The sequence below is a fragment of the Mucilaginibacter terrae genome, assembly GCF_042679325.1.
GTDB classification, from domain to species: Bacteria; Bacteroidota; Bacteroidia; order Sphingobacteriales; family Sphingobacteriaceae; genus Mucilaginibacter; species Mucilaginibacter terrae.
Genome location: NZ_JBHTMJ010000018.1, coordinates 81,255 through 107,549, shown reverse-complemented (window position 1 = coordinate 107,549; position 26,295 = coordinate 81,255). Strand labels below are relative to the sequence as shown.

General features: G+C 41.4%; 26 protein-coding genes. 15 read left to right on the top strand and 11 right to left on the bottom strand.

Going from position 1 to position 26,295, the window contains the following annotated elements; all coding sequences use genetic code 11:
• Positions 1-28: 28 nt before the first annotated feature.
• Positions 29-478, top strand: a complete 450-nt coding sequence (locus ACFQ3S_RS18030) for a hypothetical protein (protein ID WP_377167072.1) — start codon at positions 29-31, stop codon at positions 476-478.
• 69 nt (positions 479-547) lie between these two features.
• The gene (locus ACFQ3S_RS18025; protein ID WP_377167070.1) at positions 548-1,093 is read left to right on the top strand and encodes a hypothetical protein; all 546 of its coding nucleotides are present in this window, start codon (positions 548-550) and stop codon (positions 1,091-1,093) included.
• Between the two features lie 189 nt (positions 1,094-1,282).
• On the opposite strand, the gene ACFQ3S_RS18020 is transcribed toward ACFQ3S_RS18025, so the two are convergent.
• Positions 1,283-2,098: a hypothetical protein gene (locus ACFQ3S_RS18020; RefSeq protein ID WP_377167068.1), complete on the bottom strand. Its 816-nt coding sequence runs from the start codon at positions 2,096-2,098 to the stop codon at positions 1,283-1,285.
• Positions 2,099-2,192: 94 nt separating this feature from the next.
• Between ACFQ3S_RS18020 and hemW the strand changes: the two genes are divergently transcribed.
• The 3 genes from hemW (at position 2,193) to ACFQ3S_RS18005 (ending at position 5,077) form a co-directional block, all read left to right on the top strand.
• Positions 2,193-3,323 (top strand): radical SAM family heme chaperone HemW, encoded by a 1,131-nt coding sequence (gene hemW / locus ACFQ3S_RS18015; RefSeq protein ID WP_377167066.1) that lies wholly within the window; start codon positions 2,193-2,195, stop codon positions 3,321-3,323.
• 180 nt (positions 3,324-3,503) lie between these two features.
• Complete coding sequence (locus tag ACFQ3S_RS18010; protein WP_377167064.1) at positions 3,504-4,046, top strand: fasciclin domain-containing protein; 543 nt, start codon at positions 3,504-3,506, stop codon at positions 4,044-4,046.
• Between the two features lie 149 nt (positions 4,047-4,195).
• Positions 4,196-5,077 (top strand): cupin-like domain-containing protein, encoded by an 882-nt coding sequence (locus ACFQ3S_RS18005; RefSeq protein ID WP_377167062.1) that lies wholly within the window; start codon positions 4,196-4,198, stop codon positions 5,075-5,077.
• 117 nt (positions 5,078-5,194) lie between these two features.
• On the opposite strand, the gene ACFQ3S_RS18000 is transcribed toward ACFQ3S_RS18005, so the two are convergent.
• The 4 genes from ACFQ3S_RS18000 to ACFQ3S_RS17985 all read right to left on the bottom strand — a co-directional run bounded on the left by ACFQ3S_RS18000 (position 5,195) and on the right by ACFQ3S_RS17985 (position 10,428).
• The gene (locus tag ACFQ3S_RS18000) at positions 5,195-6,472 is read right to left on the bottom strand and encodes a metallophosphoesterase (protein ID WP_377167060.1); all 1,278 of its coding nucleotides are present in this window, start codon (positions 6,470-6,472) and stop codon (positions 5,195-5,197) included.
• A gap of 105 nt (positions 6,473-6,577) precedes the next feature.
• Complete coding sequence (locus ACFQ3S_RS17995; RefSeq protein WP_377167058.1) at positions 6,578-8,080, bottom strand: sigma 54-interacting transcriptional regulator; 1,503 nt, start codon at positions 8,078-8,080, stop codon at positions 6,578-6,580.
• Positions 8,081-8,202: 122 nt separating this feature from the next.
• Entirely contained in the window at positions 8,203-9,300 is a 1,098-nt protein-coding gene (locus ACFQ3S_RS17990) for a vWA domain-containing protein (RefSeq protein WP_377167056.1), read from the bottom strand.
• A 270-nt stretch (positions 9,301-9,570) separates the two neighbouring features.
• Entirely contained in the window at positions 9,571-10,428 is an 858-nt protein-coding gene (locus tag ACFQ3S_RS17985; protein ID WP_377167054.1) for a carbohydrate kinase family protein, read from the bottom strand.
• 68 nt (positions 10,429-10,496) lie between these two features.
• On the opposite strand from ACFQ3S_RS17985, the gene ACFQ3S_RS17980 reads away from it, so the two are divergent.
• Positions 10,497-10,928 carry a YybH family protein gene (locus ACFQ3S_RS17980; RefSeq protein ID WP_377167052.1) on the top strand — a complete coding sequence of 144 codons (432 nt, stop codon included), beginning with the start codon at positions 10,497-10,499 and terminating at the stop codon, positions 10,926-10,928.
• Between the two features lie 28 nt (positions 10,929-10,956).
• Complete coding sequence (locus ACFQ3S_RS17975) at positions 10,957-11,193, top strand: hypothetical protein (protein ID WP_377167050.1); 237 nt, start codon at positions 10,957-10,959, stop codon at positions 11,191-11,193.
• A 168-nt stretch (positions 11,194-11,361) separates the two neighbouring features.
• Here ACFQ3S_RS17975 and ACFQ3S_RS17970 read toward each other — a convergent pair whose 3' ends face one another.
• Positions 11,362-12,693, bottom strand: a complete 1,332-nt coding sequence (locus tag ACFQ3S_RS17970; RefSeq protein ID WP_377167048.1) for a Gfo/Idh/MocA family protein — start codon at positions 12,691-12,693, stop codon at positions 11,362-11,364.
• A 346-nt stretch (positions 12,694-13,039) separates the two neighbouring features.
• On the opposite strand from ACFQ3S_RS17970, the gene map reads away from it, so the two are divergent.
• The 5 genes from map (at position 13,040) to ACFQ3S_RS17945 (ending at position 17,917) form a co-directional block, all read left to right on the top strand.
• A complete protein-coding gene (gene map, locus ACFQ3S_RS17965; RefSeq protein ID WP_377167046.1) occupies positions 13,040-13,804 on the top strand; it encodes a type I methionyl aminopeptidase in 765 nt (254 codons plus the stop codon).
• Between the two features lie 368 nt (positions 13,805-14,172).
• Positions 14,173-16,440 (top strand): aconitate hydratase, encoded by a 2,268-nt coding sequence (locus ACFQ3S_RS17960; protein WP_377167044.1) that lies wholly within the window; start codon positions 14,173-14,175, stop codon positions 16,438-16,440.
• Positions 16,441-16,646: 206 nt separating this feature from the next.
• Positions 16,647-17,162 carry a hypothetical protein gene (locus ACFQ3S_RS17955; protein ID WP_377167042.1) on the top strand — a complete coding sequence of 172 codons (516 nt, stop codon included), beginning with the start codon at positions 16,647-16,649 and terminating at the stop codon, positions 17,160-17,162.
• Between the two features lie 9 nt (positions 17,163-17,171).
• Positions 17,172-17,483 carry a hypothetical protein gene (locus tag ACFQ3S_RS17950; RefSeq protein WP_377167040.1) on the top strand — a complete coding sequence of 104 codons (312 nt, stop codon included), beginning with the start codon at positions 17,172-17,174 and terminating at the stop codon, positions 17,481-17,483.
• Positions 17,484-17,485: 2 nt separating this feature from the next.
• Positions 17,486-17,917: a protein-export chaperone SecB gene (locus tag ACFQ3S_RS17945; protein ID WP_377167038.1), complete on the top strand. Its 432-nt coding sequence runs from the start codon at positions 17,486-17,488 to the stop codon at positions 17,915-17,917.
• Between the two features lie 78 nt (positions 17,918-17,995).
• Here the strand turns inward: ACFQ3S_RS17945 and ACFQ3S_RS17940 are convergent, their stop codons facing one another.
• Both ACFQ3S_RS17940 and ACFQ3S_RS17935 read right to left on the bottom strand, forming a co-directional pair.
• Complete coding sequence (locus tag ACFQ3S_RS17940) at positions 17,996-18,409, bottom strand: DUF983 domain-containing protein (RefSeq protein WP_377167036.1); 414 nt, start codon at positions 18,407-18,409, stop codon at positions 17,996-17,998.
• Complete coding sequence (locus ACFQ3S_RS17935) at positions 18,387-19,289, bottom strand: AraC family transcriptional regulator (protein ID WP_377167034.1); 903 nt, start codon at positions 19,287-19,289, stop codon at positions 18,387-18,389. The genes ACFQ3S_RS17940 and ACFQ3S_RS17935 overlap by 23 nt, the downstream gene beginning before the upstream one ends.
• Positions 19,290-19,470: 181 nt before the next feature.
• Here ACFQ3S_RS17935 and ACFQ3S_RS17930 point away from each other — a divergent pair, with 181 nt between their 5' ends.
• Positions 19,471-20,124: a DUF6624 domain-containing protein gene (locus ACFQ3S_RS17930; protein WP_377167032.1), complete on the top strand. Its 654-nt coding sequence runs from the start codon at positions 19,471-19,473 to the stop codon at positions 20,122-20,124.
• Between the two features lie 142 nt (positions 20,125-20,266).
• The gene (locus ACFQ3S_RS17925; RefSeq protein WP_377167030.1) at positions 20,267-20,950 is read left to right on the top strand and encodes an NAD-dependent epimerase/dehydratase family protein; all 684 of its coding nucleotides are present in this window, start codon (positions 20,267-20,269) and stop codon (positions 20,948-20,950) included.
• 203 nt (positions 20,951-21,153) lie between these two features.
• Here the strand turns inward: ACFQ3S_RS17925 and nth are convergent, their stop codons facing one another.
• From nth to ACFQ3S_RS17910, 3 genes are all read right to left on the bottom strand, one after another.
• On the bottom strand, positions 21,154-21,915 hold the full coding sequence (gene nth / locus ACFQ3S_RS17920; protein WP_377167028.1) for an endonuclease III: 762 nt from the start codon (positions 21,913-21,915) through the stop codon (positions 21,154-21,156).
• Between the two features lie 53 nt (positions 21,916-21,968).
• Positions 21,969-22,166, bottom strand: a complete 198-nt coding sequence (locus ACFQ3S_RS17915; RefSeq protein ID WP_377167026.1) for a hypothetical protein — start codon at positions 22,164-22,166, stop codon at positions 21,969-21,971.
• Positions 22,167-22,256: 90 nt separating this feature from the next.
• Positions 22,257-22,841, bottom strand: a complete 585-nt coding sequence (locus ACFQ3S_RS17910; RefSeq protein WP_377167024.1) for an RNA polymerase sigma factor — start codon at positions 22,839-22,841, stop codon at positions 22,257-22,259.
• 557 nt (positions 22,842-23,398) lie between these two features.
• On the opposite strand from ACFQ3S_RS17910, the gene uvrA reads away from it, so the two are divergent.
• Positions 23,399-26,227: an excinuclease ABC subunit UvrA gene (uvrA, locus tag ACFQ3S_RS17905; protein ID WP_377167022.1), complete on the top strand. Its 2,829-nt coding sequence runs from the start codon at positions 23,399-23,401 to the stop codon at positions 26,225-26,227.
• The last annotated feature ends 68 nt before the right edge of the window (positions 26,228-26,295 follow it).

Genomic DNA, 26,295 nt, shown 5'->3' with positions numbered 1-26,295 from the left:
TACCAAATGGCAATAATTAAACCCTGCCATGCAATTAACTCAAAGCAACATGATCTACACCACACACGATGAATTAACAGGCACACTTGTATTAGTACATTCGGATACTAAAGATTATCAGGTTTCAAACCAAGGTCTTATTGGTATGATCATTGCCGATGATCTTAAAAATGACATGATCTATGTGGGCTTTGGCATGGGCGAGCAATCGCTTTATACCGCCGGGGAATTGTGGGCATTAAAAAGATCAAACCTCGTTTATGCGGATATGATGCGTAATAGCACCAAGCTCGACACCTTAGATTTTAAAGACATTTTCAGGATCTGTATGCTTCTTGATTCGGGCCTGATGAAAGATAGGCGCAAGGCTATAGAGTTATCGCGTTACAACGATGTGATCCGCAGTTTCGCAATGGCGCCTTTAGCCGAAGTATTTGGAATACGCCAGGTACAACATTTGCAAACGCTTAGTGCTTAATAAGCCGGTCAAAATATTGATCATTATTCAAGAAATTGTCTCGGCTTGCCAGCCACAGACCAATAGGGTATGCATTGTTCATTGTTTAACCAAGCAAATTACAAACTGCAAAATCCCACCAAGAACCGCTACAAGCCGGTCCGCTCACCAGGTGGGTGGCCGGTAGTATCGGGGATTACTTTCGATGCATTAATATTAATAATATCCGTTCTCAAAACAGTAACCTTTACTTTCAACCTAAATCCATCAACCACCAAAATGATTCTTATGGTAAGTCCAGGGCAAAAAACCGGTAATGAATTTACTACAGAACAAGTTTGCAAGTACTGCAATCCTACAGGTATCAACTGTATTGCACCTCCAGCATTTTCTAAAAAAATGCTGGGTATTAAAATTGTTGGAGCATGCCTGAGAGAACAGATCCTGTTAGTACAAATATTTGCATCGTTCCCACTGTTCGGTTTACTTCTGCCTAATGTCATTTTGTATTTTACTACACCTGTTTATCTCGTTCCAGCTGCCGAATTGGTGGTTTGCCTATGCTCAATCACTGTTATTGGCCTAACCTTAGCTATACAATTGCTGTATTCCACAACAAGATTTGCAGCATTATAAAACAGCTTGGCTTCTTCGTTTCTTCAGCATTTATATACCAATGCCTGCAGAAACTTGGTTGTTGCTATAATTACCGCTTATATTTGCTTTTCTATGGCTGGTATTTAACTATATATTGATTATTAGTAATATGCTATCTCTTAAAAGTATCACATAAGTAACATCGGAACTAATTCTCAATTCTTTACTTTATTTGTCCAACGTATAACTCTTTTCAAACATTATTTCTGAATGGTAATCAGGCAACGATATTTTACTTTTTATTGTAGATACAATTACCATGGCACCATTTTTTACTAAACCTTTGATCGTTCTGTAGACAATTTCTTTCTTCGGATTTTCAACGAACTCCACTCCAATAACGTTAGGTAAATCGCTTTCTTTGATATTGACTGTGCCATTCTGTGTTAAATAGCTAAACCTCTTCTGTTTATTATCTAACAAATATTCTATTCTAACAGCAGCAAGTTTATCACGGTTTAAAATATCTTGAAATGGGATTTCAATTTCGTTATTGACATTTAAATAAAATAGCTTTTCAATATCTTCTAAATGAAAATTAAAGTCATAAATATATTGGACTTTTATTACCCTATTATTCAATTCAGAATTTTTGTCTGTAAAAAATCTAATATGATATATCGGCTCATTGTTTTTTTTATAAATTACTCTTACATCATTCTCAACAACTTCAAAGTTGTCGTAAAACAGAACCGTATCCCTTGATTTTTTCCAGGTTCCTTTATATTTCCGCCAAGTAAAACAACTAACATTGGGCCTGCTCCAAAAATCAAAAGTAGAGTCGGTATTTAATGTAATTTCATTCACTTTGGGTTCCAAAAAGGCAAGGCCTTTCAAGGGGCCGTCTTTTACGGCATTTGAAGTGTCTTTATTATAATAAGCGTTTTGCAGGTTACTATACGTTACCAGTTTGTTTTGTGCAAACAGTATCTGCCCAAAGAAAATGAGGATAGTCGACGATATAAAACTTTTTATTTTTCTCAATTGACCAATGGATTAGGCTTACCAAAAATAATACTTTCGATTAAACAATTCATAAAGAAAAACGAAAACTTACCTTTGTCTCTTATCATCCCAAATGGCCGGTATCTATATTCATATTCCTTTTTGTAAGCAAGCCTGCCATTACTGCGATTTCCACTTCAGCACATCTCAAAAGTACCGGCCCGATGTGGTACAAGCGCTGGCCAAAGAAATCATGCTGCAAAAAAATTACCTGGGCACTGCGCCAATTGAAACCATTTATTTGGGAGGAGGTACACCATCGTTATTGGAAGCCGGGGAAATTAACTTTTTACTCGATACCATAGGGCATCATCATACTTTAAGTGAAAATGTTGAAATAACTCTTGAAGCCAACCCCGATGACTTGGACCAAAAAAAAGTTCAAGCCCTGCGCCAAACTGCCATAAACCGCTTTAGCATTGGCATACAATCTTTTTATGATGAAGACCTGATTTGGATGAACCGGGCACACCGCTCGGGCGAGGCCGAAACATCGGTAAAACGCGTACAGGATGCCGGTTTTGAAAACATTACAGCCGACCTGATTTACGGTTACCCACTGCTGAGCACCGCTAAGTGGGAACATAATATAAACACGTTATTTAACTTAGATGTGCCTCATGTATCAGCCTATTCCATAACGGTTGAGCCACGCACTGCCTTGGCTGCATTCATTAAAAACAAGCAAACCCCACCAGTTAGCGACCAGCAAAGCGCGGTACAGTTTGAGCGCTTGATGCAACGGATGCAAACACAGCATTTTGAGCATTACGAGATCTCTAACTTTTGCAAAACGGGCCGCTACTCGCGTCATAACTCCAATTATTGGAATGGTGTGCCTTACCTGGGTATTGGCCCCTCAGCACATGCTTTTAACGGCCATACCCGGCAATGGAATGTGGCTAATAATGCCTTATACCTCAGCAGTATTGCCCAAAATATCATCCCGGCTGAGCTGGAAAAGCTTACGCCCGAAAACCGGCTCAACGAATATATTATGACTTCGGTACGTACTATGTGGGGACTGAACCTGAATAAACTGGACAGCATACAGCCTGGCGCTTCGGCTATATTATTAAAACAAGCCCAGCAATTTTTCAATAATAAATGGCTTATTTTTAACGAGCGAATACTAACCCTTACCCCAGCCGGCAAACTCTACGCCGACTATGTTGCAGCACAGCTTTTCTTTGATGCTGTTTAAAATTTATATACTAATTGCCAAATTTTTATATGGTAAAAACTTCATACAATTGAGTTAGCCATAGCAAATACCATATATAGTACGAGTATTTAAATTAGCGTTGAAGCTCATAATTTTTTTAAATAAAATAAAACCAAACATGCATTTAATACGTAGTTGTACTAAATCACATAAACTAACATGAAAAAATTATTTATCGCGGCTTTTGCTTTAGTAGCTATGGCAACCGCAACCAACGCACAAACTGTAATGGTGGGTGGTGCCGCAATGTACCCAACTAAAGATATTATTGACAACGCCGTAAATTCAAAAGATCATACCACATTGGTAGCTGCTGTTAAAGCTGCCGGTTTGGTAGAAACTTTAAAAACTGACGGCCCGTTTACTGTATTTGCGCCAACTAACGAGGCTTTTAATAAGCTGCCCGAAGGTACCGTTCCAACTTTGCTGAAAGCTGAAAACAAAGCCACTTTAACCAAAGTTTTAACTTACCACGTTGTGGCAGGTCGTGTAAGCGCTGCCGAATTGGTAGCTAAAATTAAAGCAGGTGGTGGTAAAGCTGAATTAAAAACCGTTAGCGGTGGCACATTAACTGCCATGGTTCAAGGTAAAAAAGTTTACCTGGTTGACGAAAAAGGCGGAAAATCAATGGTGACCATTGCCGATGTTTTTCAAAAAAATGGTGTAATACACGTAGTAGATACGGTTTTAATGCCTAACTAATTTATTTCACAAATACGATTGTAGTGTTTGTATAAGCCCGGCTGCCTTGAGCGCCGGGCTTTCTTATTTATAAATTACCGCCAATTAAGTAAAAAATGAAGTTGAAAATTTATTTAAGTAGCTTTGCCTATTAAAAACTGTTAAATATAATGGGTCTTATTCTTTCTGTCGTTGATCGGGTTGATCATATTTCTAAAGAAGATTTTATTAATAATTATCTTAAACCGCGTAAGCCCCTGGTAATACGCAAGGCTACCGAAGGCTGGCCAGCCCTGCAAAAATGGACATTTGAGTACCTTAAAGAGCAGGTAGGTAACCAAATTGTACCATTGTACAACAGTTCAAAGGCCGACCCAAGCAAGCCTATTAACGCCGCTACTACAGAAATGAGGTTTAGTGATTATATAGACTTGATACAAAGAGAACCCACCGACCTTCGAATTTTCTTTTTTGATCCAATTAAAAACGTTCCAAGTTTGTTAAAGGATTATCATTCGTTTAAAGACCTAATGGGTGGTTTCTTGGATAAATACCCCGGTATGTTTTTTGGCGGAGCCGGATCGGTGACTTTCTTACATTACGATATTGACCTCGCACACATTTTCCATACACATTTTAATGGCCGCAAACGTGTTATCCTGTTTGAAAACAAATGGCGTGAGCGCTTGTACTGCCTGCCGCTGGCTACTTACGCACTCGAAGATTTTGATATAGAAAATCCTGATTTTGATAAATATCCGGCGCTTGATGGTATAGAAGGCCAGGAAATTATTTTAGAACATGGTGACACCCTGTTTATGCCCACCGGCTACTGGCATTGGATGAAGTATCTGGATGGCTCGTTCTCCTTATCGTTACGTGCCTGGGATAAATCATTAGGTATTAAAGTGAAAAGCCTTTACAATCTAACTATTCAGCGTAAATTGGATAATTTTCTGAAAAAAACTTACCAAAAACGCTATATGGACTGGAAAGAAGAACTGGCCGTAAAACGGGCTAATAAAGCTTTAACCGCCAGAGATCTGAAATAGTTGATAATTGTAATTAACTACCCATTCACAATATTTTAAATACAAATATTAATTGCGTAACGTTTTAAATTAACTACGTTAGTTGTTAAACCTGCGCTGTTAACTTTGAAGTTAAGTTTAGCCTAATCTTGGGTCAACTCCCGCCTTTAACTCCATAACAGTAATCTCAGGCAAAATTCCTACACGTCCCGGATAGCCTAAAAAGCCATAGCCTACGTTAACGTACAACTGCTGCTGATCTTGCCGGTACAAGCCAGCCCATTCCTTATAAACAAATTGTATTGGGCTCCACTGAAAATGCTCGGTTTGTACACCAAACTGCATGCCGTGGGTATGGCCCGAAAACATGGCATCTATTTGCGGATACTGTGGTAATACCTGTGCCCGCCAATGCGATGGATCATGTGAGAGTAGCAATTTAACCGGCAGATCGTCGGTGTTTTTTACGGCCAGATCCATTTTGCCATATTTAGGGAAACGGCTTAGTGCGCCCCAGTTTTCAATTCCTAAAATGCCTATTTCATCACCATCTACTTTAAGTCGGCGGTTATCATTCATCAACAGGTCCCAGCCCATATTTTTATGGGTGGTCATTAAATCATTCAGGTTTTTTTGCTTAGCAGCAGCGTTTGGCCACCAGGCATAGTCGCCATAATCATGGTTGCCCAATACAGAATATACGCCCAGCGGGGCTTTCACTTTGGCAAAAATATCCTGATAGCCAATCATCTCGTTACTCAAGGTGTTTACCAAATCGCCGGTGAAGAAGATGAAATCCGCCTTCTCGGCCATCAGCATTTCTACGCCACCCAGTACCGCTTTTTTATTGTAAAAGCTGCCGGAATGAATATCGGAGAGCTGCCCTAATTTAATTCCATCGAAAGCTTTGGGTAGGTTAGACAAGTAAATAGTACGTCGCCTGATGCGGTAGTTGTACACCCCGTTAATTATACCATAGCTTAATCCGGCCAGAGGTAATGCCCCGGCTATAAGCCCGGCTTTAAGCAAGAATTGTGAGCGCGATATAGGTTCTTGAGGCTTTGGGTCGCTTGCCGGAAATTCTGGCTCGGGTTTGTTACGTTTACGGGCAATGCGCAAGGTTAAACGTCTTAAATCATCAACCAATATAAAAGGTACAAAACACACTTTACAAAACAGCAGCAAAAAGAAAAGCAGGAGCACCGCGCCCTTAAAACCAACGCTAAATTTAATGTAAATGCTGGCAATTAAACCGGCAATTAACAGAACAGACACCGTCCAATATAATATTAAAAACAGCTTACCTTGTACAAAACGCCACTTTTTAAAACCTTCGCGCAGTCCATTAGTAATATAAAAATCGGCCAGTAAAAGGCCGATGCAAATTAGAAATATAGTAGGGGCTTGTCCCTCCATGATAAAAAAGTAGCCCCTCCCCGGCCCTCCCCGGGAGGGAGGGGGACTTTAATTAAATGTTTTAAAGCCCTCCCTCCCGGGGAGGGTTGGGAGGGGCTGTTTTATTTAATACCTATCATCATCCAGGTCTTCGTCTTCATCGGGCTGCATGTTAAACAGGCTGTCGAACATGTCGGAAAATGCAAAACCGTTATCCAGGAAACCTTTGTTAAGTTGAGAATATTCGGCCAGGCCGTGTAATACAAATTCCATCAATAACAATTGCTGATTTTCGCTCAGGCGCGGATGATGTTGTTTAACCAGTTCCTTTAATCCCGCAACCGAATTTAAAGTTTTTTTGTATTCGGCCAAAGGCAGATCATCTAAAACCGACAGGCTATTACCACTGGCAAACCAGCCTACTACTTCATTGTACGAACTTGCTTTTTTGCCTTTCTTAGCTTTTTCAGGATCAGGGAAAAACTGCAGTAGCATGGTTTTAATGGCTTTACCAATTAAAATGTTGGCTACCTTGGCCGGGCCTTCTAACTCACCTTCATAAACCAGTTCTATTTTACCGGTAATGGCAGGGATAACTCCTAAAAAGTCGCAAATGCGTACAAAAGTGTTTTTCTCACCATTGATGATCATTCGGCGTTCAGCGTTACTGATTAAGTTCTCGTATGCCGATATGGTTAAGCGTGCTGATACGCCCGATTTTTTATCGATGTACTCCGAATTTCGGGCTTCAAAAGCTATTTGTTCTACCAGGTCTTTCACCATACTATCAGCTTCTACAGCAGTACGCTGCTCGGCAGTAAGTAAGGCTTCTTGTTGTGTAATCTGGCGTGAAATTTCTACCGTACGCGGGTAGTGAGTCAGAATCTGGCTTTCTATACGGTCTTTCAACGGGGTTACAATAGAACCACGGTTGGTATAATCTTCGGGGTTAGCCGTAAATACAAATTGCAGATCTAAAGGTAAACGCAATTTAAAACCACGAATCTGAATATCTTTTTCCTGCAAAATGTTAAACAGAGAAACTTGGATACGCGCTTGCAGATCGGGCAGCTCATTAATTACAAATATGCCACGGTGTGCACGAGGTATTAATCCAAAATGGATCACCCGTTCATCACTATAGGTCAGTTTTAATGTTGCTGCTTTAATAGGGTCAACATCGCCAATTAAGTCGGCCACGGTAACATCTGGTGTAGCCAGTTTTTCGGTGTAACGTTCCGACCGGTGTACCCAGGCAATTGGGGTATCGTCGCCCTGAGTTTCTACGGCGTTATGACCATACCAGGAAATAGGTGCCAATGGATCGTCGAACAATTCAGACCCGGCAATGTAAGGCACATATTCATCCAGCAGGTTCACCATTAAACGGGCAATTCGTGTTTTGGCTTGCCCACGTAAACCTAAAAGTAAAATATTATGGCGCGACAGGATAGCTGTTTGCAGATCAGGAATAACCGTATCCTCAAAGCCGATGATGCCTTCAAAGCCGCCTTCTTTATTTTGAAGTTGCGATATCAGGTTCTCTCTTAATTCCTCCTTAACCGACCGGCTTTTGTAATCGGTTTGTTTAAGTTGACCAAGTGTTGTTATATCAAATAGTTTGTTCATAGCCCCTCCCAACCCTCTCCGGGAGGGAGGGCTTTTGGTTTGTTATAGTTGTTTATCAATTATTTATTAGCAGGTAAACCTTTATCTTAAGCCCTCCCTCCCGGGGAGGGTTTGGGAGGGGCTTATCTCACCGTTTTTCTACGGTTTTTTATGTAATCCTCAAATATGTATTCACCCAAACCGGTTAGCGAACTGTAAAACGCACGGCCACCGTTAGTTTCAGTAAACTTGCGTACAAACTGCTGCAGGTAAGGGTCGCGGGCAATCATAAATGTAGTGATGGGTATTTTAAGGCGTTTGCATTGGGCAGCCATGTTTAACGTTTTGTTCACCACTTTTCTATCCAGCCCTATACTGTTTTTATAATACTTGGTACCCTCCTTTAGGCAGGTAGGCTTACCATCGGTGATCATAAAAATTTGCTTATTATGCGTTTTACGGCGGCGAAGCAAATCGGTAGCCAGCTCTAATCCGGCATAGGTATTGGTATGATAGGGACCAACCTGCAAATAAGGCAAATCTTGCAAAGTAATAGGCCAGGCATCGTTGCCAAACACCACAATGTCTAAAGTATCTTTAGGGTATTTGGTGCGGATGAGTTCGGCCAGGGCCATAGCCACTTTTTTAGCCGGGGTTATGCGGTCTTCACCATACAGAATCATGGAGTGCGAAATATCGATCATGAGCACAGTAGAAGTTAAGGTTTTGCAGTCCATTTCCTCTACTTCCAGGTCGCGCTCGGTCATCATAAAGTCGCCGATACCATGATTAACCTGAGCGTTGTGGATAGATTGGGTCATATCTATCTGATCCAAACTATCACCAAATTCAAACTCACGACGCTCAGAATTCTTTTCATCGCCCTGGCCCGATTGCGGCGAGCGGTGATTACCCTTGCCCGATTTTTTGAGTTTACCAAATATCTCTTCCAACGCCGACTGTCGGATGCCTTGCTCCGTTTTGGCTGTAATGTTAAACTCGCCTTTTTGTCCGTCTTCGGTTAAGTAACCTTTTTGTTTAAGGTCGTCAATAAAATCACCCATGCCATACTCGTCATTGGTAATGTTATATTGCTTATCCAGTTCGTTCATCCAGGTCAGGGCTTCGCCTGCATCGCCCGATGTATAATTGAGCAATTCCAGGAAAAGCTTTAATAACTCCTCGAAACCGCCTTTCGGAATTTCATTGGGTTCATATTTAGAAAATCCAAAACCACGCATTTGCTGTACCTTTCTTTGAAATAAAGAAACGGAAAATTATTGGTTAAAGTTTGCACATAAAGCCATAAAACCCCCGAATTTGCGAATTAACAGAATAGAATGACAATATATACGGAGTGTAGAAACAAGAGATAAGATACAAGAGCCAAGATTAAGTAAGGAATAGGAAAAACAATATGTTCAAATAATAAAGGCGATCAAAAATGACCGCCTAAAAATATCTTGTTTCTTATCTCTTGTTTCTTATCTCTTGCTTCTTGTATCTAAAAATTATCCCTTCATCGGCGCCGGGTTGGCTCCTCGCTGGCTGGCTACGTACGAACCTACTTTGCAGGCTTTCTCTAAAATAAGATTAATGGGTAACTTCATTAATAAACCGGCTACCAAAGTGGCTAAAAAGGCATCGCCCGCACCAACGGTGTCAACCACTTTTACTTTAAAGCCAGGGTGTTCGTAAAACTGATCGTTGTGCCAAATAACGGCGCCATCTTCACCGCGGGTTACACAAATGGTTTGAATATGATATTTTTTCTGAAACTCGAGTATCTTATCATTCAAGGAAGTGCTTTTGCTTCTGATAAGCAGGTTGGCCTCTTCCTCGTTCATTTTAATTACATTGGCCATAGCCGCCAGTGTTTCAATAGTATCGGGCGTATAGTGCGGATGGCGGAGATTAACATCAAATACACGCAAAGGGATATTGACCTCCGAAAGTAAATTAAGCAGCGTAGCGCGGGTGGTTTGTTCGCGACAGGCCAGGCTTCCAAAAATAATAGCCGATGCTTTTTTAGCCCTTTCTATCAGATCATCCTTCAATTTGATATTATCCCACGATACCGGTTTGGGAATTATGTAAGTAGCTTGCTGGCGTTCATCCAACTGTACAGTAACCTCGCAAGTGGGGAGCGATTTATCTATCTGTACCAAAGGTGATGACAATTGGTGCTCGGTTAGGTTTGCCAGTAACTTTTTTCCCGATGCATCGTTACCCAGGCGGGTAACCAGGTAGGCGGGCACACCTTGTTGCAAAAGCTGACGTGCTACATTAAGCGGGGCACCACCCACTTGTTTGCCGTCTTCAAACGTGTCCCACAAAACTTCGCCAAAGCATAATACCTGGTTGCTCATATTTTAATGTATCGGTAATTAAGCTGCAAAGCTAAAAGATTATTAAGGTAAATAAGTACTTTTAAACAATGAAGAAGTTATTGCTATGTTGCTTACTGCTTATTGGTGCCGTAGTTTGTTACGGACAAGATAGAAATGCCATTTTAAAGGTGATAGAAGATCAGCGCTTGGCCTGGAACCGCGGCGACCTGGAAGGTTATATGCAAGGTTACTGGCATTCTGATTCGCTGCTGTTTGTAGGCAGAACCGGACCTCAATATGGCTGGCAAACTACCTTATATAATTATAAGAAAGGTTACCCCGATAAAGCCGCCATGGGACAGTTAACTTTTGACCTTTTAAAGGTAGACTTATTGGGTAAAACTAACGCTTTTGTACTGGGTGCCTGGAACCTGAAACGCGAGAATGATGCACCCGGTGGATATTTCACCTTGTTGCTGCGTAAAATAAGGGGCGTATGGCTGGTAGTGTCTGACCATTCGTCTTCTAATACAAATTGATGCTATGCATTTAATAACCCATTTCTTTGTGAATTATTTATTAAAAGGTTTAGGTGTTACGGCTTTATGTATATTAGGACGTGTCGCTTTATTTTTCAATCCAGATCATAAAACTTATTCATTTAAAACAATTTGGAACAAGGATTATGATAAGGGTGATGAATATTGGCAATTTGCCGAAGATTTTAGTCAAAAAGCTATTGGGGCGGTATTATTGGTTTTGATAGGTTACCTGTTAGTGTTTTTACATCATAATACAGAATAAGCATTTAACATACATCAATTATACTACTTGTTTTACAACCTTGATAAATCTACAGATATTACTTAGGTGATTATTAAATATTAATGAGATTTAACCCATACGAGGTTCTCACTTGTAAAGAGTACCTAATATGGGTTGTTGAGTGCATGGTTTACTGTATTTAAAAAGTTACGCTTCCCCCCTATTTGGATGCGGCTTTAATGAAGTCAGGCTATCTATTTTAACCGGCTTGCCACTATCAATGCTGTTACGCGCGGCAATACCCACCAGTATAGACATGGCTCCGTCGCGACTGCCGGCACCTTGCTTGTAAGGGTCGGCACCCGGACTAAAGATCTGTTTTCTCAAGCGCATATCGCCGCCGCCATGTCCTGCTTCGGTATTGTCTATTTTGAAATATTCGGTTTTACCAAAATTTTTGGTGACTTGCACTTCATCATACTTCTGCATTTCCCAGGGTTGCTTTTCATGGATCCAGGCATCCAGTTTCCCTTTAGTACCGTTGAACGAAATACGATAGCCCTCATACGGTGAATAAGCCGTTAACGAATAACTGACCTGCACTTTGTTGGCGTACTTAATTTGTACAGCCATTTTATCAAAAATATCTATATCCTCTTTCCAAACACAGCCATCGCGGTGGTAGCCGTCGTACTTTTCATTATCAGCATACAGCTTCATCAGGCGGTCGTCCTTCGTCATATCGAAATAAAACTGGCACTTGTTTTTGTATGGACAAGGCCTGCAATGCGTATGCCTGAACGGATTGTTTTTTCCGTAAAAATCCAGGGAACCATAAGCGTAAACTTCTTCCGGGTCGGAGTTAAGCCACCAGTTGAGCAGATCGAAATGATGGGTTGATTTATGTACCAGTAACGAACCGCTGTTTTCGCGCTTACGGTGCCAGCGCCTGAAATAATCGGCGCCGTGCGAAGTATCCAGGTACCAATGAAAATCAACCGAGGTAACCTTACCTATAGCGCCGCTGTGCAGCAACTCATAAATTTTTTGCCGGTGGGGTGAATAGCGGTAGTTAAATGTGACAAACACCTTTTTACCCGTACGCTTTTCGGCATCCAGTATTACCTGGCATTTATTTTCGTCGGTAGTCATAGGTTTTTCGGTCACAATATCGCAGCCCGCTTCCATGCCCTTTACAATCATTTCATGGTGGGTGCTGTCCATAGTGGTTACAATCAGGATCTCAGGTTTAACTTCCTTGAGCATTTTATCCAAATCGGTATAGGTAGGGCAGCTCACCTTCATCATCTTCTTTGCGGTCTCTACCCGGCCAGAATTTTTATCGCACAGGCCCACAAATTCCATGCGGTCGGCATGCTCATTGAGTACCTCAATTCCCCACATGCCGGTACCACGGTGACCGGTGCCAACCATAGCTACCCGTTTTTTAGGCAAGGCTGCCGATGCCAATAAAGTTTCGGATAGCAGGGCTCCCGCCGCAACGGTACCCGTTTGTTGTATAAATTCTCTGCGAAGCATATAACTGGTTTATAAAAATTGGTAAACTAAGCTAAAGTTTATTCTGTTAAAGGTGAATATTTTGAAAGGAAAAATTGCGCAATCGTTTGCGTTAAATTATTTCAAGTCGTGCTCTTAGTACCGTTTTTAATCAACTCTTGTTATCATGTTATTTCGAGTGATAACGAGAAATCTTGATAGAATGTACAGGCAGTTCACTTTGCATTTTGAACAGGATCTCTCATAACTGTTCGGGATGACAAATAGCGTTGTATAAAAGGCATATCGCTATTACCTGCTTACTTTTTACATTCAACCGAGCCTTTGTCACTTCACATCCGTTACCTTTGCATACTTAAATAAAGCTATGTCTATAACTACCGAGGCCGAATTAGCCGGAATGCGAAAAATAAGCAAGTGCGTGGCACTGGTATTAAAAGCCATGCGCGAGCACTGCAAACCCGGCATGACTACTCTCGAACTCGATGAATTTGGCGGTAATATATTAACCGAAATGGGCGCTAAATCGGCTCCAAAACTGACTTATGGTTTCCCGGGCTATACCTGCATCAGCGTAAACAATGCTGTTGCGCATGGCATGCCATCGGCCGATGTTGTATTACAGGATGGCGATTTGATCAATATTGATGTATCGGCCGAGCTGAACGGCTTTTGGGGCGATAATGGCGGTTCATTCGTTTTAGGTGAAGATCAAAACGACCATCAGAAATTAGTAGAAGCATCTAAAGAAATTTTAAAGCTGGCCATTAGCCAGATCCGTGGTGGTGTTAAAATAGCCGATATTGGCAAACTCATAGAAACACAGGCTGCCAAACGCGGCTTTACCGTTATTAAAAACCTGGCCGGGCATGGTATAGGCTACAGCCTGCACGAAGAACCACACGATATTTTAAATTGTTACGACCGTTTTAACACCACCCGTTTCCGCAAAAACAGCGTGGTAGCTATCGAAACCTTTATTTCTACTAAATCGACCATCGCCAATACCAGCGACGACAATTGGACGCTTGTTGGCAACAAAGGCGGATATGTAGCCCAGCACGAACATACCATTATGGTAACCAGTGCCGAGCCTGTAATTTTAACGGAGGCTAACGGTATTTGGGATTAATGGAGTTTGCGTTGGGGATAGTAGCGTAAAGCCCGGAATGCAGCGTAGCGGAATGAGGACTTGCAGCGGATAGCCCGGGCCGAAGGCAACGCCCAAATTAAAGTCAGGAGTACAGAGTCAATACTTTATTGGCAGAAATAGCCATTACACTCACTTTTCTATATTATTTATTGAAAAAAAACTGAATACTGTTTTAGCTGTCCTATACGCATACTTTGCTCAAACTCAACTATTCAGAATAAATCTAAATAGTGTTTAAGACACTGTTTATTACTAATAAAACTCTAAAATTTGTAAATTCGCGGCGTTCGCATTTTTGCGAAGTCCCGAACCCAATATTGTTCATTTTTTACCTAACAATCAATTGAATGGCTTTTGATTTAGATATGATTAAAAAGGTGTACGACCGCTACAGCAGCCGTATTGACGCGGCCCGCCAAGCGACCGGTAAACCTTTAACTTTAACTGAAAAAATATTATACGCCCACCTTACCGAAGGTAACGCGAAAGCAGCTTACCAACGTGGCGTTGACTATGTAGATTTTGCACCAGACCGCGTGGCCATGCAAGATGCTACTGCTCAAATGGCGCTATTACAATTTATGCAGGCCGGTCGCCCACAAGTGGCTGTTCCTTCAACCGTACATTGCGATCACCTGATACAGGCCAAAATTGGCGCTGTTGAAGATTTAAATACTGCTAAAGATATTAACAGCGAGGTTTACGATTTCCTTTCATCAGTATCGGATAAATACGGCCTGGGCTTTTGGAAACCAGGTGCAGGTATTATTCACCAGGTAGTGTTAGAAAACTACGCTTTCCCAGGTGGTATGATGATCGGTACCGATTCGCACACGCCTAACGCGGGTGGTTTAGGTATGATTGCTATTGGTGTTGGCGGAGCCGATGCGTGCGATGTAATGGCCGGATTACCTTGGGAGCTTAAGTTCCCTAAACTAATTGGTGTTCACTTAACCGGTAAACTATCGGGTTGGGCATCAGCTAAAGATGTTATTTTGAAAGTGGCTGGTATATTAACCGTAAAAGGTGGTACCGGTGCTATAGTTGAATATTTTGGTGAAGGTGCCCGTTCACTTTCGGCTACCGGTAAAGGTACCATTTGTAATATGGGTGCCGAAATTGGCGCGACTACTTCTATCTTCGGTTACGATGAAAAAATAGCTGCTTACCTGCGTGGTACTACCCGTGCCGATATTGCCGATTTGGCTGATGCGGTTGCTACTTACTTAACCGGTGACGATGAAGTTTATTCATCTCCTGAGCAGTACTTTGACCAGGTTATTGAAATTAACCTGAGCGAACTGGAGCCGCATGTAAACGGTCCGTTCACGCCAGATTTGGCTTGGCCCATTTCTAAATTCGCTACCGCGGTTAGAGAGAACGGCTGGCCTACCGCTTTAGAGGTTGGTTTGATTGGTTCTTGTACCAACTCTTCTTACGAAGATATTAGCCGTGCAGCTTCTATTGCTAAACAAGCTACTGATAAAGGCTTAAAAACTAAAGCCGAATATACCGTAACACCAGGATCTGAACTAGTACGTTACACTGTTGAGCGCGATGGTTACTTAAAAACTTTCGAGGCAATTGGCGGTGTGGTATTGGCTAACGCCTGCGGACCATGTATTGGTCAGTGGTCTCGTCATACCGATGATCCTACCCGTAAAAACTCTATCATTACCTCGTTTAACCGTAACTTTGCTAAACGCCAAGACGGTAACCCTAATACACACGCTTTTGTAGCTTCTCCAGAAATTGTTACGGCGTTTGCTATCGCAGGTGATTTAACCTTTAACCCGTTAACCGATACCTTAACCAACGAAGCCGGCGAACAAGTGATGCTAGACGAGCCTTTAGGTATTGAATTGCCAATTAAAGGTTTCGCGGTTGAAGATGCCGGTTATCAGGCACCAGCCGAAGACGGCAGCGCGGTTGAAGTTTTAGTTAGTCCAACATCATCACGTTTGCAACTGTTAGATCCGTTTGCAGCTTGGGAAGGTACCGACATTAAAGGCTTACGTTTGCTGATTAAAGCAAAAGGCAAATGTACTACCGATCATATTTCTATGGCTGGTCCATGGTTAAAATTCCGTGGTCACCTGGATAACATCAGCAACAACATGCTAATTGGTGCCATCAACTACTTTAACAACACTGCTGACAGCGTTAAAAACGAACTGACCGGCGAATACGGACCAGTTCCGGCTACCCAGCGCGATTATAAAGCTAACGGTATTGGTTCTATTGTGGTTGGTGACGAAAACTACGGTGAAGGTTCATCACGCGAACACGCAGCAATGGAGCCCCGTCACTTAGGTGTACGTGCCATATTGGTAAAATCATTTGCCCGTATCCACGAAACCAACTTAAAAAAACAAGGTATGTTGGGTATCACTTTCGATAACGTTGCCGATTATGACAAGGTTCAGGAAGACGATAAAATTGACATTGTTGGTTTAACTGAATTTGCCCCGGGCAAACAGTTAACCGTGGTATTACACCATGCCGATGGCACTGAGGATTCTTTCCCGGTTAACCATACTTACAATGCCCAGCAAATTGAGTGGTTTAAAGCCGGTGGTGCGTTAAACATCATCCGCAGACAACAACACGTTTAATTAGCAAAACGTTATATTGTACCAAAAGCCATTGCAGTTTGCAATGGCTTTTTTGGTTATATAGACCAAATAGAACAGCCCTTACCATATAAATAATTGGAATGATTTGCTTTATACATTCTAAGTCTTAAATAAAAATGCAAAAAAAATGAATAACTATTTCATCTTGTCATATTAAGCTATATCTTAACATTCACTAAATACATATGACATTAGAGGCTTTTCATACTCAAGAATATAGAGACATTTTGTTAACATTTCCGTTTCTTGCAACAGGAAATGAGCAATGGCTTGGCGATGGCTATTATTTTTGGCAAGATTATCAATTCTCAGATTGGTGGGGTAAAACCAAAAAATGTAATCTAGAAAATGTTAGCCAGAAATATTGTATATATAACGCTAATCTCATATTTGAGGATGAAGATTTTATAGACACAGTATTTAACGAAACAGATTACTACCAATTTGTATTTAATATAGAAAGATTTGCAGCTGAATACTATAGACTTTTTGATGAGAAACCAGACTTGGCAGATTTTAACGATTTTATTAGCGACTTTGGCGTGTGGTCGAATATCAAAATTATTAGATTTCAGGATTTGCCTGGAAGTAATCAACATGTTGATGTTAAAGGGTTCTATTATAAAAAGAGGATACAAATACGAGTAAATGATCCGAGTATTATTCATACTTTTGCACTCTTGAATACGAATGATTGTTAATGAACTGATATGGCAAACTGGGAAAAATTAAATAATGAGTTAGGCGTCTTATTAAATACTTTATCTGACCAAGATTGGAAATCTTGGATGGAAAAGAAAGCTGTTAAGAAAGCTATGCGCCGAGAATTATTTGAATTAACAGCGAAAATCCATAATGCCCAATTGGCTTTAAATATTAAAGAAGGATTAAGTCAAGAATTGGATATTTCAACAACTACAAGAACAACTAAGAGTAAAATAAACTTCGACCATTCAACAATGCAAATGATTAAGAAAATTTATATTGAGGATGTATTTATTCTTATACCTTTAGCAGCATAATTATGGCATCTGAAAACTCGACCTTAACCTACCAAGGTTTTGAAGTTATAAAAATTTTACATGATAGAGGCGACTTAGATATCAGTGACAAAGGTGGTGATTTTAGAGTAAATGTCAAATACTTATGTAATGTCAATAATGATTCCCATAATGATTTTTTAATTGTTTTTATAGTTACAATTACACATACAGTATCAGCCACATTCAATTTTCAAGTTGAAGCTTTTGGAAAGTTTAATATAAATGGAGAGCCTGAATCAACAGTTTATTATAATTTAACAGAAATAAGTGCTCCTTCTATTGTGTACCCATATTTGAGAGCTTTCATCTCCAATGTCGCTATTCAGTCAGGATTAGAACCAATATTTATACCTGCCCTTAATTTCGCTCAAAGGCGCGAAGATATTATTAGATCAGACTCTTCTGATCTATAGTAAAGTATGATATCTCCAACAAAAAAGCCATTGCTATTTGCAATGGCTTTTTTGTTGGAGATATCTTTTTATTGTTGCTTACCTCCGATTAGCATCGTAATGCAAATTAGGTGTTAACCAATACAACAGTATTACCCGTGAATACCGGAAGTTAAACGGCGCCAATATAAAGGCCACACTTAGTAAAATAGTGATGTATAACCAGGGTGATTCCATGTTGCCGGTTAGCAGGTAAGTGAGTATAGCCATGGTCACCAGTTCGGCCACGTTCATGGCATAGCTTATAAACATGGCCACGTAAAAGAAACCCGGCTCTATTTCGAAGTGAAAATTACAGTGCGGACAAGCATCATGCATTTTTTGTCCGCCAAACTGGTACATTTTATTAGCAAACATACTGCCGGTGCGGCATTTAGGACATTTGGCACTCAATGCTGATTTAAACTCTGACGGGGTATTCATGGCTGTTTTATCTAAGCTTAATGTTTTCATGTGGATTGGTTTTTAATGTTTCTTTCCTGAATTCTTCGGGAGTTAAGCCGGTATGTTTTTTAAAGAACTTGGTAAAATAAGAGTTATCGTCGAAACTGAGCCTGGTGGCTATTTCAGCTATGGTCAACTGCAAGTTAATGAGTAATCGTTTGGCCTCGAGCACTATCCGATTACGGATCACTTCTCCTGCCGGTATGCCCAATACATCCTTGCAAAGCGCGTTAAGATGGTTGGGGGTTATGTACAGCAATTCGGCATAATCTTTAGGCAAGCGTAAAGTAGTATAATGGCTTTCTATCAATTTTTGAAAGTTTTTAAGAAGTGTATAATTGTATGCACTTACCTGCTGCGCCTGCTGTTCAAAACCCAACCTACCTATACTGATAAATACCTGCAGCATAAGGACGCGCACCATATCCAGCCCTAAACGCTGGCTGTTTTCGCTCTCCTGAACCAGTTGCTCAAACAGTTGAATCGTATTCGGTTGCATTGCTTCGGGCAAATTAATTACCGCATCGCTTATGCTTCCGCTGAAAAAGGAAAACTGATCCAGATAATCAGGTTTTAACAGGAACGACTGAAAGAACGGCACCGAAAAGTTGATGACGTAACCATCAACCGGCCCGTCAAAACTCCAACTATGTACCTGGCCGGGTATCATAAAATAGATCTGATAAGGTTTTACATCGAACTGTTCAAAATCTATAGCATGATTGCCTGCCCCTTCGGTAAATAATACCAGGTGATAAAAGGTATGCTTGTGCGCGAGGTGTAGCTTATGGTGTTGAGCCAAATATGGCGCAAACCTGCTGATCAGTATATCCTCTTGCTTAAACTCGGAAAGCGTGCAAATGTCGTAAACCGGTATTTCCTTTTTCATGTTATAACAAAGATACAGCACTTTATACCGGCAAGCATGGTAGTATTTGAAGCCGTTATGGTACTATTTACTGATGCTGGTAAAAATCGCCATTTGTTGGCTGCTAAAAAATGATGGCAATCACCATTTAAGTTATTCAATACTTTTATGGATATATTTACACTATACTACCTGCTTAGTTATGAAAAAAGTCATTTGTTTACTGCTGCTGTTCATCAGCATAAAGGCTTATAGTCAAAACACCATTAACCTTACCCTTAAACGCCAACTGGACAGTGTAATGGCACTCGATCAAAAATACAGGGAAACATTAACGCTGTTAACCATGCCCGACAAAAAGGATTCAGTACTCAAAAGCCTTAAAATGACGCCTGCCAAGGCCAGCAACTATTTTTGGAAACTACAAGAGCGACTGGATTCACTCAACATTCTATTCATCGAAAACGTTTTTAAGCAATACGGCTACCCGGGCAAGAGCCTGGTAGGTTCGCCAACTAATGAATCGGCCTGGAACGTGATCCAGCATTCGGATAAAATTTCTCAGTATATTCCGCTGATTAAGAATGCCGCCGAGCATAAAGAACTCCCCTACCAATTATACGCTATGATGCTTGACCGCGACCTGATGGATAAGGGCAAAGAACAGATCTACGGCACACAAGGCACCTGTCGCCAGCTCAAAAATGGCGTTCAGGAATGTTTTATATGGCCCATACAGGAGCCTAAAAAAGTAAACGCTCGCCGAAAAAACGCTGGCTTTGAAATGACCGTTGAAGACAATGCAAAGCGGTTAGGCATTGAGTATAGGGTGGTAAAGTTGAAGGAGGTGAAGTAAAAGGCAGCCCCTCCTAAATCCTCCCCGGGAGGGAGGACTTAAAGCTCCCTCTCTCCCGGAGAGGGCCGGTGAGAGACTTTGCAATACAGTCATATTCAAACAAAACCCAACAACAGATGTACTTTAACTTATAGCCTATCTTATGAACGACAAATCGACCCCGGCTCTCAAGGTAATATTAACAGGCGCTACCGGCATGGTAGGCGAAGGCGTTTTGCACCAATGCCTGAACGCGCCCGAAGTAGAACACATTTTGCTGCTTAACCGCAAACCCAGCGGTATTGTACACCCCAAGGTTACCGAGTTGGCGCATAGCGACCTGCACAACCTTTCGGCATTAGAAGACCAGCTTATAGGTTACAATACGTGTTTCTTTTGCCTGGGTATCTCTTCGGTTGGGGTAAGTAAGGAAGATTATTACAAAACCACTTACGAACTCACCATGAATGTGGCTAAAACACTAAGTCGCCTTAATGCCGACATGACGTTTTGCTACATATCGGGTGCGGGCACTAACAGCAGCGAAAAAGGTGGCAGCAACTGGAGCCGCGTAAAGGGTAAAACCGAAAATGACCTGAAACTACTGCAGTTTAAACAAGTCTACAATTTCAGGCCCGGCATGTTGGAAACAACACCCGGTTTAAAGAACACACTGGGTTTATATAAATACATTGGCTGGTTGATTCCGGTGCTTAAAGTGGTTTACCCAAGCGGTGTAGGCTCGCTTAAAGAATTAGGTTTGGGCATGATCCACGCTACAGCTTACGGATATCCAAAGCAAACGCTGGAGGTTAAGGATATTCGGACTGCGGCATTGAGGAAATAATTTCTAAATTAATACAGGAAAATTGATATTTTGAGTTTGCCCCCTTTTAAATTATCCTACCGTATATGGGGTCTTTAACACTAATGTATTCGCTAAAATTTACCCAGTCGTAATCCAAAATATTTAGCCCGTCAACTTCACAAAAATGGCTATCAATAACAGCAATTTTAAAAATTTAGTTTGCCATCATTTAACGTTTCGAGTTATGTAACCGATGTTATATTCTCATCACTATTACCAGGCTCCACCAACTTCACCTTTTTAACCCTCACTAACTTCACCACCTTCCCCTTGGCCACTTTAGCCGTTTTACTAAACACCAGCGCAGCCTTCCCGCTTTGAAAATATTTACAAAAATGGGTCAGCGGACATATTTCGCATTTAGGCCTGCGGGCTATGCAAATATAACGGCCATGCAATATCAACCAGTGGTGTGCCATGCCCAGGGTAGCTTTGGGCAGATATTCTACCAGTTGTTTTTCTACGGCCAATGGGGTGCGGGCATTGGTGGTTAAGCCAATGCGGTTACTCACCCTAAAAACGTGTGTGTCGACCGCTATGGCAGGAGCATCATACACCACCGAGGCAATTACATTGGCTGTTTTGCGACCTACGCCAGGCAGTTTTTGCAATTCATCCAAATTGGATGGTACTACGCTGTTAAATTGCTCTACCAACATTTTAGCCATACCGGCCAGGTGCTTGGCTTTGTTGTTAGGGTAGCTTACGCTGCGAATGTAAGTAAAGATCTCATCGGCATTACTGGCGGCCAGGTCTTCTACCGTTTGAAAACGTTGGAAAAGTGGGAGCGTAACTACGTTAATGCGCTTATCGGTACATTGTGCCGAAAGGATTACCGCTACCAAAAGTTCGTAAGGGTTGGAATAGTGAAGCTCGGTTACAGGATTGGGCTGGTTCCTGGAAAAATAATCGACAAATAACCGATAGCGTTCTTTTTTTAGCATCAGGCTACAAATATAAAAAAAGCCTTGTGATGACAGGGCTTTAAGTAATTGTATTAACGCAAACTTTTAGAGTAGCTGAGCAGCTTTTCGATAGTTTGTTTCCTTGGCCGCATTTGCAAAGCGTCCAGTTCGGTGCGTAACGCGTGATGAAACAACATTTCATCTGCATCAACACACTCGGTTACATCTAATCTTTCCACCATGACGTTATTGGTAGTTGCGTTAAAAAATTTTGTAGAGGTTTCACCCATAAGCTTTTGTTGTGTTTGTATTACACCATAACGCTTATTTATTTATTATTATTTTATTAGATGAAATATATATTTAATTTTTCTTTATTACTAATTCTTTAAACTTAATTCCTTGGTCTGCATCATTTTACGCAGGTTGTTAAGAGCGTAGCGCATGCGGCCTAATGCAGTGTTAATACTTACCTCGGTAACGTCGGCAATTTCTTTAAAGCTCATGTCGCCAAAGTGGCGCATTATCAGTACTTCCTTTTGCTCGGCAGGCAGTAAATGTATCAGAGCTTTCAGGTCTTTATGGGTTTGCTCGCGTACCATACGGTCTTCGGTACTCTCGTCGTAATTCCCCAGCACTTCAAAAATATCAAAGTCATCGCCACCACTCACTAAAGGTGTGCGCTTTTCACGGCGAAAATGGTCAATTACCAGGTTATGCGCAATACGGCTAACCCAAGGCAAAAACTTACCCTCCTCGTTGTATTTACCCGCTTTTAAGGTGTTGATTACTTTTATAAAGGTATCCTGAAAAATATCCTCGGCTAAATATTCGTCTTTAACCAATAGATAAATGGAGGTGTAAATTTTAGACTGGTACCGTCGGATAAGCTCTACAAGCCCTCCCTCGTGGCCGTCAATATAAAGATGGATGAGATCCTGATCACTCTGCAAATGAAAATCCATAGAACTTCTACTTTAAAATCAATAAATTTAAATAAACTACGTTTTAAGTAAAGTTCTAATCGATAGGGGTTCCTCTTTAATTACTATATCAAATAAAATAAATATTGTGTTAATATACAAATAATTTTTGAACTTATATGTTATAACACATTAGTATGACAAAACCCTTTATGCATCTATTAATGGATACTATGAATAAAACAATTACTTACAATAATGATTGGGTTTATTGGTTGTATATACGTAGTATTTAAATAATATGTAACACTACGCGGTTGTTTATTTGACTAATTACCGCACAAATGGTTTAAGCGCAACCAAGTAATTTTGAGTGATATAGTGCACTTTCTTAAAACTTTTGAGAGTATATTGATCTTCAAAAAATGTGCTGATCAATTTTTAGAAAATACTCGTGTATAAAAGGCGTCAGGGCTTGCATAATGCTAAACATTTTAGGATTTTTGCACTTTAATTAGTTCGTGGTTAATTGTTCATAAATTATGGCTTGCATATAGTCTTACCATGAACCATCATCCATCAACTATGAACTTACAACAATGAGCATAGAAACAGAGAAAGATCCGCAGCGGCATATTATTATAAAAGGTGCCCGTGTTCACAATTTAAAGAACATGGATATAGCCATCCCTAAAAACCAGTTGGTAGTAATTACGGGGATGTCGGGTTCGGGCAAGTCGTCGCTTGCATTTGATACTTTATATGCCGAAGGTCAGCGCCGCTATGTGGAAAGTTTGTCCTCCTACGCGCGTCAGTTTTTGGGCCGTATGAACAAGCCCGATGTAGATTATATAAAAGGCATAGCCCCCGCCATTGCCATTGAGCAAAAGGTAATAACCAGCAACCCGCGTTCAACCGTAGGCACCAGTACTGAAATATACGACTACCTGAAACTGCTGTTTTCGCGCATTGGCAAAACTATATCGCCCGAATCGGGGAGGCAGGTAAAAAAAGATACGGTTACCGATGTGGTAAACTTTGCGCACCAGATGCCCGACGATACACAATTGACCATTTTGTGCCCGCTACATCCGCATAATAACCGCAGCCTGAAAGAAGAACTGGCCGTGCTTATGCAAAAAGGCTTTGTACGGGTAGAGTATAAAGGCAAAGTTGAGCGGATAGAAAATATACTGGAAGATGAAGCTATTGATAATGAATCGTTAGCTATTGACGACACCTTACGCATTGTGGTTGACCGTATAAGCAGCAATAAGGAAGAAGAAACCTTGAGCCGCATAGCCGATTCGACTCAAACTGCTTTTTTCGAAGGTAAGGGCGATTGTTATGTAAGATATGAAGAGGCAGGGAGTGAGGAAAAGAAAGAAACTGAAGTCTTCTTTTGCGATCGTTTTGAACTGGACGGTATCCGCTTTGAAGAGCCTACACCCAACTTTTTCAGCTTTAACAATCCGTACGGTGCCTGCCGTAAGTGCGAGGGTTACGGTAAGGTAATAGGTATTGATGAAGATTTGGTGATACCCGATAAGAGCAAATCCATTTATGATAATGCCATTGCCCCATGGCGCGGCGAAAAAATGAGCGAGTGGAACCAGCAGCTCATTCGTAGTGCCGATAAGTTTAACTTTCCTATCCACCGTTCTTACAGTCACCTGAATGACAAAGAGAAAAAGCTGTTATGGACAGGTAATAAACATTTTCGCGGATTGGATGCCTTCTTCAAAGAAATTGAGGAGCAAACCTACAAAATTCAATACCGGGTTATTTTGTCGCGATACCGCGGTAAAACTACTTGTCCCGATTGTAAGGGCAGCCGTTTAAGGCCCGATGCTACCTACGTAAAAGTTGGCGGTCATTCTATTACCGATATAGTACTGATGCCGCTCGATAAAGCCCAGGCGTTTTTTAATAACCTGGAGTTAGACGCGCATGATGGTAAAATTGGCAAGCGCTTGCTCATGGAAATAGCCAACCGCATCAGCTTTTTAAATGATGTGGGTTTAGGTTATTTAACCTTGAACCGTTTATCGAACACGTTATCGGGCGGTGAATCGCAGCGAATCAACCTGGCTACTTCATTGGGCAGCAGTTTAGTGGGGTCTATTTATGTGCTGGATGAGCCAAGTATAGGCTTACACCCGCGTGATACGCAGCGATTAATTACCGTGCTTAAATCACTGCGCGATGTAGGAAACACCGTTATTGTGGTGGAGCACGAAGAAGAGATCATGCAGGCGGCCGATCATATTATTGATATTGGCCCCGAAGCTGGTACGCACGGTGGTACGCTTATTTTTTCAGGTACTTACGACCAGATCCTAACCGACGACCATAGCCTTACCGGCAAATACCTGAGTGGTCGCGAAGAAATTGCCGTCCCGGAACATCGCCGTAAATGGAACGATTTTATACAAATTAAAGGTGCACGCGAAAACAACCTGCAAAACGTAGATGCCAAGTTTCCGTTAGGGGTGCTTACGGTAGTTACCGGGGTGTCGGGTTCGGGTAAAACCAGTTTGGTTAAACGCATATTATACCCGGCTTTACAAAAGGTGCTGGGCAATTATTCGGGTGAGCAAACCGGTGCTTATGATGGTATTGAAGGCGATTACGAAAAGATAGAATCGGTTGAAATGGTGGATCAAAACCCCATTGGCCGTTCATCGCGCTCTAACCCGGTTACTTATGTTAAAGCCTGGGACGAAATCCGCAACCTGTATGCCGCACAACCGGTAGCCAAAGCCGCCGGATTAAAGCCATCGGCATTCTCCTTTAATGTAGAAGGTGGCCGTTGCGATGTTTGCCAGGGCGAAGGCGAGGTGAAGATTGAAATGCAATTTATGGCCGATATATTTTTGCCATGCGAGGCCTGTAACGGCAAACGCTTCAAGCAAAATATACTGGACGTAACTTATCAGGAAAAAAACGTATCGGAAGTGCTGCAAATGACCATTGATGAAGCGCTGGAGTTCTTTGTGAAAGAAACCAAGATCATTAATAAGCTTAGGCCATTGCAGGATGTAGGCTTAGGTTATGTGCAGTTAGGGCAATCGTCAAACACGCTATCGGGCGGTGAGGCACAGCGTATAAAGCTGGCATCGTTCCTGATCAAAGGCAATAACGCCAGCAAAACGCTGTTCATTTTTGATGAACCTACCACCGGTTTGCACTTTGCCGATATTAAAAAGCTGCTCCGGTCGTTTGATGCCTTGCTGGCACAAGGTAATACCATCATTGTTATTGAGCACAATATGGATGTGATCAAGTGTGCCGACTGGGTAATTGACATTGGTCCCGGCGGTGGCGATAAAGGTGGTAACCTTGTTTTTGAAGGCTTGCCCGAAGACTTGGCCAAACAAAAGAAAAGCTTTACCGGCCAGTTTTTGAAAGAACGGTTAGGGAAGTAATGATAGGTAAAGGAGGCTATTTAATAAACCGCCCCATGCATGTGGCCTTAATTAAAAACAATATTATT

Excerpts from the sequence above, each read along its gene's own strand:
- ACFQ3S_RS17930 (WP_377167032.1), top strand. The coding sequence starts at position 19,471 with ATGAAAAAAGTCATTTGTTTACTGCTGCTGTTCATCAGCATAAAGGCT.
- ACFQ3S_RS17925 (WP_377167030.1), top strand. The coding sequence starts at position 20,267 with ATGAACGACAAATCGACCCCGGCTCTCAAGGTAATATTAACAGGCGCT.
- ACFQ3S_RS17985 (WP_377167054.1), bottom strand. The coding sequence starts at position 10,428 with ATGAGCAACCAGGTATTATGCTTTGGCGAAGTTTTGTGGGACACGTTT.
- ACFQ3S_RS18010 (WP_377167064.1), top strand. The coding sequence starts at position 3,504 with ATGAAAAAATTATTTATCGCGGCTTTTGCTTTAGTAGCTATGGCAACC.
- ACFQ3S_RS17945 (WP_377167038.1), top strand. The coding sequence starts at position 17,486 with ATGGCATCTGAAAACTCGACCTTAACCTACCAAGGTTTTGAAGTTATA.
- uvrA (WP_377167022.1), top strand. The coding sequence starts at position 23,399 with ATGAGCATAGAAACAGAGAAAGATCCGCAGCGGCATATTATTATAAAA.
- nth (WP_377167028.1), bottom strand. The coding sequence starts at position 21,915 with ATGCTAAAAAAAGAACGCTATCGGTTATTTGTCGATTATTTTTCCAGG.
- ACFQ3S_RS18025 (WP_377167070.1), top strand. The coding sequence starts at position 548 with ATGCATTGTTCATTGTTTAACCAAGCAAATTACAAACTGCAAAATCCC.
- ACFQ3S_RS17915 (WP_377167026.1), bottom strand. The coding sequence starts at position 22,166 with ATGGGTGAAACCTCTACAAAATTTTTTAACGCAACTACCAATAACGTC.
- ACFQ3S_RS17995 (WP_377167058.1), bottom strand. The coding sequence starts at position 8,080 with ATGAACAAACTATTTGATATAACAACACTTGGTCAACTTAAACAAACC.
- ACFQ3S_RS17950 (WP_377167040.1), top strand. The coding sequence starts at position 17,172 with ATGGCAAACTGGGAAAAATTAAATAATGAGTTAGGCGTCTTATTAAAT.
- hemW (WP_377167066.1), top strand. The coding sequence starts at position 2,193 with ATGGCCGGTATCTATATTCATATTCCTTTTTGTAAGCAAGCCTGCCAT.
- ACFQ3S_RS17970 (WP_377167048.1), bottom strand. The coding sequence starts at position 12,693 with ATGCTTCGCAGAGAATTTATACAACAAACGGGTACCGTTGCGGCGGGA.
- ACFQ3S_RS17940 (WP_377167036.1), bottom strand. The coding sequence starts at position 18,409 with ATGAAAACATTAAGCTTAGATAAAACAGCCATGAATACCCCGTCAGAG.
- ACFQ3S_RS17910 (WP_377167024.1), bottom strand. The coding sequence starts at position 22,841 with ATGGATTTTCATTTGCAGAGTGATCAGGATCTCATCCATCTTTATATT.
- ACFQ3S_RS17960 (WP_377167044.1), top strand. The coding sequence starts at position 14,173 with ATGGCTTTTGATTTAGATATGATTAAAAAGGTGTACGACCGCTACAGC.
- ACFQ3S_RS17955 (WP_377167042.1), top strand. The coding sequence starts at position 16,647 with ATGACATTAGAGGCTTTTCATACTCAAGAATATAGAGACATTTTGTTA.
- ACFQ3S_RS18030 (WP_377167072.1), top strand. The coding sequence starts at position 29 with ATGCAATTAACTCAAAGCAACATGATCTACACCACACACGATGAATTA.
- ACFQ3S_RS18005 (WP_377167062.1), top strand. The coding sequence starts at position 4,196 with ATGGGTCTTATTCTTTCTGTCGTTGATCGGGTTGATCATATTTCTAAA.
- ACFQ3S_RS17935 (WP_377167034.1), bottom strand. The coding sequence starts at position 19,289 with ATGAAAAAGGAAATACCGGTTTACGACATTTGCACGCTTTCCGAGTTT.
- ACFQ3S_RS18000 (WP_377167060.1), bottom strand. The coding sequence starts at position 6,472 with ATGGAGGGACAAGCCCCTACTATATTTCTAATTTGCATCGGCCTTTTA.
- ACFQ3S_RS17990 (WP_377167056.1), bottom strand. The coding sequence starts at position 9,300 with ATGCGTGGTTTTGGATTTTCTAAATATGAACCCAATGAAATTCCGAAA.
- ACFQ3S_RS17980 (WP_377167052.1), top strand. The coding sequence starts at position 10,497 with ATGAAGAAGTTATTGCTATGTTGCTTACTGCTTATTGGTGCCGTAGTT.
- map (WP_377167046.1), top strand. The coding sequence starts at position 13,040 with ATGTCTATAACTACCGAGGCCGAATTAGCCGGAATGCGAAAAATAAGC.